General features: G+C 47.5%; 12 protein-coding genes and 1 pseudogene. All 13 read left to right on the top strand.

The annotated features are described in order from the left end of the window. Positions 1 to 852 (top strand): annotated as a pseudogene (locus VB081_RS13945) (NADP-specific glutamate dehydrogenase); the annotation flags it as partial. A 140-nt stretch (positions 853 to 992) separates the two neighbouring features. Continuing rightward, the gene (locus VB081_RS13940; protein WP_323401384.1) at positions 993 to 1,307 is read left to right on the top strand and encodes an STAS domain-containing protein; all 315 of its coding nucleotides are present in this window, start codon (positions 993 to 995) and stop codon (positions 1,305 to 1,307) included. Positions 1,308 to 1,309: 2 nt separating this feature from the next. Then, on the top strand, positions 1,310 to 1,699 hold the full coding sequence (locus tag VB081_RS13935; RefSeq protein ID WP_323401383.1) for a hypothetical protein: 390 nt from the start codon (positions 1,310 to 1,312) through the stop codon (positions 1,697 to 1,699). Next, the gene (locus VB081_RS13930; RefSeq protein ID WP_323401382.1) at positions 1,696 to 2,469 is read left to right on the top strand and encodes a sigma-70 family RNA polymerase sigma factor; all 774 of its coding nucleotides are present in this window, start codon (positions 1,696 to 1,698) and stop codon (positions 2,467 to 2,469) included. Before VB081_RS13935 ends, VB081_RS13930 begins: the two co-directional genes overlap by 4 nt. A gap of 119 nt (positions 2,470 to 2,588) precedes the next feature. Further along, complete coding sequence (locus tag VB081_RS13925) at positions 2,589 to 2,981, top strand: ATP-binding protein (RefSeq protein ID WP_323401381.1); 393 nt, start codon at positions 2,589 to 2,591, stop codon at positions 2,979 to 2,981. 111 nt (positions 2,982 to 3,092) lie between these two features. Beyond that, complete coding sequence (locus VB081_RS13920; RefSeq protein ID WP_323401380.1) at positions 3,093 to 4,301, top strand: HlyD family efflux transporter periplasmic adaptor subunit; 1,209 nt, start codon at positions 3,093 to 3,095, stop codon at positions 4,299 to 4,301. A gap of 4 nt (positions 4,302 to 4,305) precedes the next feature. Continuing rightward, entirely contained in the window at positions 4,306 to 4,992 is a 687-nt protein-coding gene (locus VB081_RS13915) for a YggS family pyridoxal phosphate-dependent enzyme (RefSeq protein WP_323401379.1), read from the top strand. A 20-nt stretch (positions 4,993 to 5,012) separates the two neighbouring features. After that, entirely contained in the window at positions 5,013 to 5,504 is a 492-nt protein-coding gene (locus VB081_RS13910) for a cell division protein SepF (protein WP_323401378.1), read from the top strand. Between the two features lie 25 nt (positions 5,505 to 5,529). Further along, on the top strand, positions 5,530 to 6,204 hold the full coding sequence (locus VB081_RS13905) for a DivIVA domain-containing protein (RefSeq protein ID WP_323401377.1): 675 nt from the start codon (positions 5,530 to 5,532) through the stop codon (positions 6,202 to 6,204). A 102-nt stretch (positions 6,205 to 6,306) separates the two neighbouring features. After that, a complete protein-coding gene (gene lspA / locus VB081_RS13900) occupies positions 6,307 to 6,792 on the top strand; it encodes a signal peptidase II (protein WP_323401376.1) in 486 nt (161 codons plus the stop codon). Then, positions 6,776 to 7,687 (top strand): RluA family pseudouridine synthase, encoded by a 912-nt coding sequence (locus tag VB081_RS13895; RefSeq protein WP_323401375.1) that lies wholly within the window; start codon positions 6,776 to 6,778, stop codon positions 7,685 to 7,687. The genes lspA and VB081_RS13895 overlap by 17 nt, the downstream gene beginning before the upstream one ends. Before the next feature lie 168 nt (positions 7,688 to 7,855). Then, entirely contained in the window at positions 7,856 to 8,410 is a 555-nt protein-coding gene (pyrR, locus tag VB081_RS13890) for a bifunctional pyr operon transcriptional regulator/uracil phosphoribosyltransferase PyrR (RefSeq protein WP_323401374.1), read from the top strand. A gap of 80 nt (positions 8,411 to 8,490) precedes the next feature. Next, positions 8,491 to 9,686, top strand: a 1,196-nt coding sequence (locus VB081_RS13885) for a uracil-xanthine permease family protein (RefSeq protein ID WP_442872729.1), incomplete at its 3' end; no start/stop codon positions are given.

The following is a 9,686-nucleotide window of genomic DNA, read 5'->3' as shown; positions in this document are numbered from 1 at the left end:
CCGGCAGGCGATATCGGTGTGGGTGCAAGAGAGATCGGTTTTATGTTCGGTATGTACAAAAAAATCAAAAACCGCTATGAAGGCGTGCTGACGGGCAAAGGACTTGAATACGGCGGCAGCCTCGCACGTAAGGAAGCGACGGGCTATGGCCTTGTATACTTTATGAAGGAAGCGATCGAAGCAAAAGGCAAGTCCTTTCAGGATGCGACAGTCGTCATTTCCGGATCGGGCAACGTTGTGATCTATGCGACAGAAAAAGCGCAGCAGTACGGCGCGAAGGTTGTTGCGCTTTCCGATTCCAATGGCTATATTTACGATCCGGAAGGAATCCAGCTGGATATCGTAAAAGAGATTAAGGAAGTGAAGCGCGGCAGGATCAAAGAATATGCGGATATGGTAAAGAGCGCGACATATACGGAAGGCTGCAAAAACATCTGGACAGTCAAATGTGATATCGCCCTTCCATGCGCGACGCAGAACGAGCTTGACGAGCAGAGCGCACAAACGCTTGTTAAAAACGGCGTATATGCGGTTGGGGAAGGCGCGAATATGCCTACCACGATCGAAGGAACGAACGTGTTCCAGAATGCAGGCGTTCTGTTTGCACCGGGCAAAGCCGCAAATGCCGGCGGCGTAGCAACTTCGGCGCTTGAAATGTCACAGAACAGCTTGCGCCTCGCGTGGACATTTGAGGAAGTAGACGAAAAGCTGCACCAGATCATGATCAACATTTACAAGAACTGTTCTTCTGCCGCAAAGGAATACGGCTATGAGGACAATCTGGTAGTGGGCGCTAATATCGCGGGCTTTGAAAAGGTCGCGAAGGCAATGATGGCGCAGGGGGTTGTCTGATCTGACGGCAAAAAACAATTAAGAAGGCGGGGAAGCATTTTCCCCGCTTTTTTCGTTTAATGAAAAAGACACTTGTTTATAATTAATACTGGGAGTACTATGGAATTAATAAAGCAATCCCGTGATGGAGGTACAAAAGGTTGGATATTCAGGTAAGATATGATGACCAGACAAAAGAGATCGTGGTTCTGCTCGACGGCGATCTCGATCTTAACAGCGTCAATGATTTCAAGAGACGCATGGACGAAAGCATCGAAGAATACAAAGCAGGTGTGAGCATCGATTGTTCCGCGCTGCGCTATATCGATTCTACCGGTTTGGGCGTGTTGGTAAGTATTTTAAAAAAGGTAAAAGAATACGACGGAACCATGAAGATATTACAATTGAAGCCGTATTTGTTCAAAATATTTGACGTAACAGGACTGACCAAAGTATTTGAGATTGAGGTGGCTTAACGATGGCTGAGATGATTGAAATGCGTTTTCCTGCCAAGCGGGAATATATCAAGGCGATCAGGCTTGCTGTTTCGGGTATTGCGTGCAATATCGAATATACGGTGGACGAGATCGAAGACCTGAAAACGTGCGTCGCGGAAGCATGTATTTTGCTTTTATGCGGACAAACGTGCGAAGCGATCGGGCTTGACATCGAATGCTCCGACAACATAAATTTCAGGATCCATGGGCTTGCGATCGACCCCGTCTGCGAAGAGTGTGACGACTGCACAGGCTTCAACGAAGAGATCAGCAGGCTGATGATCCAGTCCTTAAGCGAGGATGTGCAGTTTGTCGAGAAGGACGGCGTATTAAATGAGATCCTTTTTAAAAAGTCTCCGACGGCACAATGAATTCGCAAGTAGAAACGAGGGACTATAAAGTGACGGATTATTCGGCAATGGACAGCGATAAGCTGTTTGAATTGTATGTGAAGACCCATGATGTGGATATCAGGAACACGCTGATCGAGCGTTTTTTGTATATCGCAGAAATTGCCGCGAAAAAATTTGCAGGCAGGGGCGTTGACTACGAAGACCTGTATCAGGTCGCGAGTCTTGCGCTTGTAAAGGCGATCGAACGGTTCGAGCCGGAGCGCGGTATCAAGTTCTCGAGCTATGCCACGCCTTCGCTGATCGGCGAGATCAAAAATTATTTTCGCGATTCTTCCCGCGTGATGAGGCTTCCGCGCAGGGATACGGAGCAGCTCAAGAAAATCAAGCTGTATGTACAGGAATATATGGCGCAGAGGGGCATGAAACCATCTCCGAAAAAGATCGCCGAGCATCTTGATATGACGGTAGAGCGCGTTCTGGAAGTGATGGAAATGCAGCAGGCCGACAATGTGCTCTCACTGGACAGCGCGCTTGCGGACAGCGAAAATTTTTCGCTTGGCAATGTGCTGGGGCAGGATGACGTGAGCTTCGAGCATATCGAAAACCACGACTTCATAAACTATTGTATGAGTCTGCTAAACGACACGGAAAAGAAGATCATTGAGCAAAGATATCTTGGAAACAAGACACAAAAGCAAGTAGCGGATATGCTGAATGTCTCTCAGATGCAGGTATCGCGCATGGAACGAAAGATACTCGGCAAGCTGGCTGCAGTGTATAAAAAGTAACGAATTTTATAAAAACTTAATGTGGCGGCGCGTTTTGGAATACCGCCGGTGGTTACATATAAAGTAACGGTACACTCGATGTTGTGGCCGGCAAGCATATGTGTCAAAGGAAAAAGAAAGTGCGGATTAATAAATTACTGAGCAGCTTTGCGGAGCTGGGCGATACAATTGAATCGATCATTGCAGGCGTAGGGCAGGAAATGATTTTAAACGACGAACAGGAGTATAAGATCAGACTTGTCATGAACGAACTTGTCATGAATATTTTTAAATATTCCGACGCGGACAAAGTGAGCGTATGCGCGGATTATTACGATATGCAGCTCAAAATTCAGTTGGAAGACAATGGAAGTGGGTTCGAAAGCAAGAAAATAACAGAACGTAACGTGCAAGATGAAAACCTCCTGATGTGCGAAAGCGGCAGGGGTGTTTTTTTGGTGAAAATTATGGCGGACAGCTTGAAATATAGTGAGGTCGGGAACGCTGTGGCGGTCACGCTGAAGCTTGACTGATGCAGGGCATCGAAGCTTGTATAAAATATGATAAATGTGGTATAATTGCAGGAAAGTATCAACAAGATATAGAATACTGTGTCTTTAAGAACGGTTGAAGAAAGGTTTTTTATGGCGGTTAAGAGAAGACCTCCTGCAAGACGTGTAGCAAGGCGAATCAATCCCAAGTTTTATGTTTTTTTAGGTATCATCGCAGCAGCGGTGATCGCTATTGTTTTTTTTATTACCAATACAAACACAGCATTGGTCGAGCAGGGGGAGATCATGTTCGAAAAAGCGCTTCCTGTTGTGGTTGTGCGTGACGAGCAGGTCGTTTCTGCGCAGAACTACGGGAAACCCAATTACCTGGTGCAGGAAGGCGAACGCGTAGAGGCGGAAGCGGATGTTGCCGAGGTATACAGGGGCGGTTATAACGATAAGGTGGTCACTGAACTGCTGGAAATACAGGCCAAGATCGAGGATTATCAGGAAAATCTGATCAGTACGGATGAGCAGCTGCTGGCCTATAACAGTCAGATCACGCAAAAGGCTGCGGAAATGCGGCAGATTTTGAATGGCGAAGCTGCGGGCGATGTTGTTGTTGCGGAAAACGAACTGAAAGCGCTGATGGCGCAAAAACAGCAATATCTGCGTGATGCGGTCACGGCGGACGCCACGCTCAACGGTTTTTATAGTAATGAGACAGAGCTGCAGGGACGCGTAAACGAATGGAAAGAGGCGGTCAAAGCGCCGGAGGCAGGGGTAGTAAGCTTTTATTTTGACGGCGCTGAGACGATGCTGAATGCGGATAATATTGCAACGATCACATCTGCCGACGTCAACGAAATATTGAACGGTGGCGCAGACGAGCAGCAAAGCGCTTCCGCAGAAGATTCTGCGGAAAAACCGCTTTTCCGTCTTGTCAACAATTATCAATGGTTTTTGGTGGCGCAGTCCAGTACAGAGATACCGGAGTTTGCGCAGGGAAATGTGTTTTCCATTGCCTTTGACGATTATCTCGACAAGCCCTATTCGGGAAAGGTCGTGGGAACGGTCAAAGAAGAGGAAGGCTACGTTTATGCACTCGAGATCACAGACGATATCGGACAACTATTGAATGTCCGCAGAACGGATGCGAAAGTATTCTCAAAATTTGAAGGCATGAAGGTGCCTGAGAAGGCGATACAGGATAAGGACGGGGTGACAGGCGTCACAGTGGTTGCGGGGAGCGACAAGACATTCGTACCCGTCAACGTGAAGATCATCAAGGACGGAAGTGCGATCATAGAGCCGGCAGAGGCAGGCAGCATCCTGACCGTCAACCAGCATGTAGAGGTTTAGACATATGGGCTTAGCGGACAACATCAAAAAGGTACAGGAAAAGATTGCGGGCTATGCCGACAAGGCAGGCGTACGCGCAGAGGAAATATGCCTTGTGGCAGTATCAAAGACAGTAGATACGGACGTCGTGAAGCGGGCATACGATCTGGGGCTTGACACATTTGGTGAAAACCGCGTGCAGGAATTTCTGCGCAAAAGTGAAGCGCTGCCAAAAGATATCAAATGGAATTTAATTGGACAGTTGCAAACAAACAAGGTTAAGTATATAATTGATAATGGAGTAGATTTAGTACACTCCTTGGACAGGCTTGCGCTCGCGCAGGAACTGCAAAAGGTATGCATCAAAAAAAATTCTGTTATCGATGTATTAGTACAGGTAAACATTGCGAAGGAAGATACAAAATCCGGGTTATACGAAGAAGAGGTCGAAGACTTCTTTGGACAGATCGCGGAAATGGATCGGTTGAATGTTCGTGGGTTTATGACAATTGCTCCATACACAGACGACCGTACCTGTCTGCGAAAGATATTTGCGCAGACAAAAGCGTTGTATGATCAATGGAAGCCGCAGTTTGAGAGGTTCGATCTTCTTTCGATGGGGATGTCTAATGATTATGGCGAGGCGATCCTCGAGGGCGCAAACATGGTACGTGTCGGTTCTGCAATATTTGGCGAAAGAATCTATAAATAAATGCTGGGAGGCTTGGATTCATGGGAAAAATGGGCGATAAATTACTATCCTTCATCGGTCTTGAACCGACAGATGAGGAAGTAGACGACCGCTATTATGATGAACAGGATGATTTGCAAGACGATATGATGGGTTTTCCTGAAGACGACTTTGTACCGCCTGTTGAAGAAAAGAAAAACAAAAAAAGAGGAGAGACAGCAAAAGTGGTTGGCATTCCTGATACGAGCAAAGTAAGAGTATTGATATACAAGCCGGTTTCTTATGAGGATACACAAAGCATTATCGATCATCTGAAAGAGAAGAAGCCGATCATCGTCAATTTAGACGAGCTGGATACAGACGTTGCACAGCGCATCCTCGACTTTGTTAGCGGTGCTGTATACGCCCTGAACGGCAACATCAGGAAAGCGGCAAGGAACATTTTTGTGGTTGCGCCTTATAATGTCGACGTATCGACGAATACGGCGGAAGTTGCTGACGAATTTGGTTTCAGCTATTTAGAACGCGAATAGGACAAAGTGAGCGAGGGGGACGCCGATGAATATTACGCCGAAAGATATTCTGGAAAAAGAATTTGCTAAAAAATTCAACGGATATGATCCGGAACAGGTCGACGAGTTCTTAGACGAGGTCATCAAGCAGTTTGAATCCTTATTGGAAGAAAACGAGAACATCATCGCGAAGAACGAGGAGATGAAGTCTGAGATCGCACGTCTGAAGCAGAAGACGGATAAACTCGACAATATCGAAGAAAAGCTGATGTCGACGGTTATCACTGCGCAGCGTAATGCATCGATGTATATTGAGCGTGCGGAAATGCAGGCACAGAAGATCATGGACATTGCAAACCAGAATGCAAAGACAGTGATCGAGAGCACGCAGCTTCGGATGGAAGCGGCTAAGCAGGAACTAAGAAAGTACGAAAAGCAGATCACGGACTATAAGAAGCGCTTCAGGATGTTCTTAGAAGACCAGATGTCTTATGCGGATGCAAAGCTTGACGACGAGACGCTTGTCGGTCATCAGGCGGCAGAGATCAGTCAATCGATCAGCAACCTGACGAACCAGATGGCAGACCTCGATACGTCGTCTGTGCGTGAATCTATCCATCTGAACGAAATACTCAAACAGTCCAAAGAAGATACGATGAATGATTTCCGCAAGAGCACGGCAGATTTGCAGGATATTGTGAACGAGATCATCGACGACTGACAGAAACAGTGTGATAAATACCGCTTGTTTTACCGGGCGGTATTTTTTTTTGTTTTTGGATATGGTATAATACGACTTGATGATGCGAACGGAGAAATGTAAATGATATATGTATTATTGATTGCCGCGATCGTTGCGGGAGACCAGATCGTAAAAATGATCGTAGCCTCTACCATGACGGTGGGGCAGTCCTTTTCCCTCATTCCGGGTTTTGTCAACATTACATATGTGCAAAATACGGGTGCGGCTTTCAGCCTGTTTTCAAATGCCACGTGGATTCTCGCTATCCTGTCCAGCGTGATGGCGGTGATCGTGATCTATATCTTATTTAAATACAAGAATCAATTCAAATCAAAGCTCTTTAATTTTTCGATGGCGTTCATCGCGGGCGGCGCGATCGGGAACGTGATCGATAGGATAGCGCACGGCTATGTGATAGATATGCTGGAGTTTGACTTTGTAAACTTTGCGATCTTTAATGTGGCGGATTCCTTTGTATGTATCGGTGCGGTTATGTTGGGTATTTTTGTGATATGGTTCTGGGACAAGCACAAGAAGGCGGAAAAGATAAATGACGGAAAGTCATAAAATCATCGCAGATGAATCGGGTGCACGGCTTGATTCTTTTCTTGCGGGTGAATTAACCCAGTACACGCGTTCCTATTTGAAGCAGCTGATCGATAACGGCGGCGTTTTTTTGAACGGCAGGCTGGCAAAAGCCAGCACGAAAATAAGAAGCGGAGACGAAGTGACGCTTACTGTTCCTAGGCAGCAGGAAGTTGACATTCTGCCTGAAGATATCCCGCTTACCATCGTCTATCAGGACAAAGATATCGCAGTGATAAATAAGGCGCAGGGCATGGTGACGCATCCGGCGGTGGGCAACTATACGGGTACGCTCGTGAACGCGCTTCTGCATCATTTACAAGATTTGTCGGGGATCAATGGCGAGCTGCGGCCGGGCATCGTACACAGGCTGGATAAAGGTACGTCGGGGCTGCTTGTTGTTGCGAAAAATGACGAGGCGCATCAGTCGCTGAGTAAGCAAATCGAAGAAAAGACGGCAAGCCGCGTTTATCAGGCGCTTGTTTTCGGAAACATTAAAACGGACGAAGGCGTGATCATGACGCACATCGGCAGAGACCCGCGCGACCGGAAGAAAATGGCGGTGCTGCGCACAGGCGGACGAGAGGCGATCACGCAATACAGCGTGCTTGCGCGTTATGAAGGTCATACGCTTGTGGAATGTACGTTAAAGACAGGACGTACGCATCAGATACGCGTCCACTTAAAGCATTTTGGGTTTCCTGTGGTAGGCGACCCGGTATATACAAAGAAAAAAGACAAATTTGGCTTGAACGGACAATTGCTGCACGCATATAAATTAGGGTTTCATCATCCAAGAACGGGAGAGTGGATGGAGTTTCTTGCACCGTTGCCGGATTATTTTGAAAATGTTCTGCAGTCGCTCAAAAAAATATGAAAAACTGATTGAATCCACAGCCACGATTTGATATACTGATACAGGAGAAAAACAAAACCTTTAAACAGGTCCATTGAGAGGCCGTAAGGTGTGCATAAGAGAAGTTTTTTGTGTGCCTTGCTGCGTCTTGAAAAGATGTAACAAGGTATTTTTTTTAGGAGTTTTACAATGGAAGGTCTAAAGAAAACAACGATCATGGATCAGGAGACGATGCAGCGTACTTTAAAGCGTATCGCGCACCAGATCATTGAGAATACGGACGGTGCGAAGGAGCTTCATATGATCGGCATCCAGCGCCGGGGCGTTACCATTGCCAAGCGTATTGCATCCTATATCAAAGCGTTCGAGGGGCGTGATGTTCCGTTGGGGACGCTCGATATCACGTTTTACAGGGACGACCTGTCAAAAGATTCGGAGCAGCCGGTCGTGAGTGCGACACATATCGATTTTGACGTGAACGACAAGAAAATTGTACTGGTGGACGACGTGCTCTATACGGGGCGTACTGCGCGCGCTGCAATGGACGCGATCATGGATATGGGACGTCCGGACTGTATCAAGTTTGCGGTGCTTATAGACCGCGGACACCGGGAATTGCCCATTCGTGCCGACTTTGTGGGGAAGAACGTACCGACCGCGGCACATGAAATGATATCGGTCAAAGTAATGGAATTTGATAACGAGGAGAGCGTCGATATTTGCGACTCGAAAAGCGATATGTAAGCCTTATTCATGGGATTGGATAAGGCTTTTGCATATATGGAATCATCATATATTAATTGGGAGGTATCATAATGGACAAAATGATCGAACAACAACAGCAAGGCTGGGCTAAAAAAGCGATCCTTGGTTTCCAGCATCTGTTCGCGATGTTTGGCGCGACGGTACTGGTTCCGCTCCTTACCGGTCTCAATCCCGCAGTGGCGATCTGCTGCGCGGGTATCGGTACGCTTATTTTCCACCTGCTGACAAAGGGAAAGGTTCCGGTATTCCTGGGTTCAAGCTTTGCATTCATTGGCGTTATCATCATCGTTGCGACACAGATCAGCGGGGTAGACCCTTCGGTCGAAGGCTTCCTTGCTTCACCGGCCTATCAGGCGGCACTGCCGTATGTGGCGATCGGTATCATCGCGGCAGGTGCGCTTTACCTGATTCTTGCACTGCTTGTAAAGCTGATCGGCGTAAAACGCGTGATGTCAGTGTTCCCACCCGTCGTGACAGGCCCGATGATCATGGTCATTGGCCTGACGCTTGCGCCTACGGCTTTTAATAACATCATCACGGCTCCGGCGGCAGAAGGTATCCCGGATCTTTTATGGATGCGCTGGGTGATCGCGCTGATCGTGGTAGCGACAATGATTATTATTTCTATATTTGCCAAGGGTTTCTTCAAACTGGTTCCGATTATCATTGCGATCGCTGTAGGGTATACCTGCGCCGCGCTGATGGGACAGGTCGATTTTTCAGGCTTCCAAAACGGCGCGAATCTTGGCTTTCAGGTGCCGAATTTCAACTTCTTCTTTACACACGAGCTTGATCCGTCAAAGGTAGTGATGGCGATCGCGATCATTGCACCGACGGCGATCGTTACATTCATGGAACACATCGGCGACATTACGACGAACGGCGCGGTCGTTGGTAAAAACTTTATCGAAGATCCGGGACTGCACAGGACGTTGATGGGCGACGGTATTGCGACGATGGTCGCCGGTCTTTTGGGCGGCCCCGCAAACACAACATACGGCGAGAACACAGGCGTTCTTGCTGTTACAAAGAACTACAATCCCGTAACGCTGCGCATCGCGGCTGTATTTGCGATCGTTATCAGCTTCTTTGGGATTTTTACGGCGTTCCTCGGCTCCATTCCGGGCGCGGTCATGGGCGGCGTTTCCATCATGCTGTTTGGTATGATCGCAACAATAGGTCTTAGGACATTGGCAGAAGCGAAGCTTGATTTCTCGCACAGCCGTAACCTGATCATCGTATCGCTGATCCTCAC

It is taken from the genome of Christensenella sp., assembly GCF_034927525.1.
Lineage (GTDB): Bacteria > Bacillota > Clostridia > Christensenellales > Christensenellaceae > Christensenella.
The sequence above is the reverse complement of the archived record's forward strand: the minus strand, read 5'-3'. Positions and strand labels throughout refer to the sequence as shown.

Bases quoted from the DNA above. Each gene is read 5' to 3' on its own strand.
- VB081_RS13935 (WP_323401383.1), top strand. From the start codon at position 1,310: ATGGCTGAGATGATTGAAATGCGTTTTCCTGCCAAGCGGGAATATATC.
- VB081_RS13930 (WP_323401382.1), top strand. From the start codon at position 1,696: ATGAATTCGCAAGTAGAAACGAGGGACTATAAAGTGACGGATTATTCG.
- VB081_RS13920 (WP_323401380.1), top strand. From the start codon at position 3,093: ATGGCGGTTAAGAGAAGACCTCCTGCAAGACGTGTAGCAAGGCGAATC.
- VB081_RS13915 (WP_323401379.1), top strand. From the start codon at position 4,306: ATGGGCTTAGCGGACAACATCAAAAAGGTACAGGAAAAGATTGCGGGC.
- VB081_RS13910 (WP_323401378.1), top strand. From the start codon at position 5,013: ATGGGAAAAATGGGCGATAAATTACTATCCTTCATCGGTCTTGAACCG.
- VB081_RS13905 (WP_323401377.1), top strand. From the start codon at position 5,530: ATGAATATTACGCCGAAAGATATTCTGGAAAAAGAATTTGCTAAAAAA.
- lspA (WP_323401376.1), top strand. From the start codon at position 6,307: ATGATATATGTATTATTGATTGCCGCGATCGTTGCGGGAGACCAGATC.
- VB081_RS13895 (WP_323401375.1), top strand. From the start codon at position 6,776: ATGACGGAAAGTCATAAAATCATCGCAGATGAATCGGGTGCACGGCTT.
- pyrR (WP_323401374.1), top strand. From the start codon at position 7,856: ATGGAAGGTCTAAAGAAAACAACGATCATGGATCAGGAGACGATGCAG.